1 protein-coding gene is annotated in these 1,529 nt (G+C 58.5%); it reads left to right on the forward strand.

Annotated elements, in window-relative coordinates:
* Nucleotides 1-270 precede the first annotated feature (270 nt).
* A protein-coding gene (locus ACZYOF_RS43670) for an IS5 family transposase (RefSeq protein WP_463719577.1) occupies nucleotides 271-1,031 on the forward strand; the annotation gives its coding sequence in 2 pieces (ribosomal slippage) (nucleotides 271-379 and nucleotides 379-1,031; 762 coding nt in all).
* The last annotated feature ends 498 nt before the right edge of the window (nucleotides 1,032-1,529 follow it).

Below are 1,529 nucleotides of genomic sequence, written 5' to 3' on the forward strand. Positions count from 1 at the left end.
GTTGACCACATGCCCACAGCAACTGCAGCAGACAGCGTCTCTGGCTGCGTGATAGAAAGGGATCAGGAGCGGTCAGTTTCCAACTAACAAACCGGTTCAAGCGGTCCCGCTCCGCGGGTCCATTTCAAGCCGGCAGCGAGTCCGGTCACGTCCGCTGCGCCGCCGAAAGCGGAAGTCAATTCACAGCAATAGCGACATGGTGACGGGGGCATTGCGGGTTGATGGCGCTGCCCAAGACGTGATTCAAACTCCGAACCGGAGCCTGGAATCATGCGCTACGAACTCAGCGACTATGAATGGACCGCCATCAAACCTATGCTGCCGGACAAACCGCGTAGTGTTCGGCGTGTAGATGACCGTCGCGTGCTCAATGGCATCTTTGGGTCCTTCGTTCAGGTGCGCCATGGCGCGACCTGCCGGAGAACTACGGTCCCCGCACCACCTGTTACAATCGCTTCGTTCGGTGGCGACCGGCTGGCGTCTGGGACCACATCATGGACGCACTGGCTGCCGGTCATGACGCGGCGGCGCAAATGATCGATACCTCCATCGTGCGCGTGCATCAGCACGGAGCCTGTATCGCGGACAACAATCAGGAAGATATGGGTCGCTCACGAGGTGGCCTGACCAGCAAGATTCACGCGGTGGTAGACACCAATGGGCTGCCGGTCCATCTCGCCCTCACGCCCGGTGAGGCGCATGACAACCGGCTGTGTTCGGTTCTGCTCAGCGCCTTACTTCCCAAGACGATGCTGCTCGCGGATCGCGGCTACGACACCGACTGGATCAGGGAGCTTGCCCGCCAGCAAGGAGCATGGGCGAACATTCCGCCGAAACGAAATCGCAAAGACCCGATCTGCTTCAGTCCGCATCTGTATCGCGCACGCAATTTGATCGAACGGTTCTTCAACAAGATCAAGCAATGTCGGTGTGTCGCGACCCGATACGACAAACTCGCAGCCAACTATCTTGCGTTCGTCAAACTCGCATCAATCCGAATTTGGCTACGTGCTAATGAGTCCACGCCCTAATTCTGCTCGGGCGCCGACTAGTGTGTGGCATCGTCGGCGTTGGTTGTGATTGGCGAAATTGCCGCCGAAGCTCTGCGGCCGATACTCTCATTGACCGGCTGACCGCGAGGCGTGCGGTCGATCCTCGATGAGAGCTTTGCGGCAAGCGAAGCTCCAAAATGCGCCTGTGGATTCGAAGGCGGGACGTCGTCGCGAGCCTCCCATTGGGAAATCGTGGTCTTGGCATCGGCGAAAGCCTCTTCAAGCGAAACGCCTGATCTGAGCGCGTGATTGAAGAATGCTCCCCGAACCTCTCCTCATGAGGTCTGATTGAAGCGCCCCGGAATGATAGAGGTGATGAAGGCGCAAGGTGCGACAAATCAACCCGTCGGGCAAATCACCAAAAGTCTGTCCAGCCCTCGCGCAAAAAACATTCCGCTTTCGCCGTCGGGCAAATCAGTGATTTAACTCCGCGCGTCTCACGGCGGATGAGGGGCGGCTCGCGATCGTCACGAACGT

The sequence above is a fragment of the Bradyrhizobium sp. LeoA1Lang genome (genome assembly GCF_055413685.1).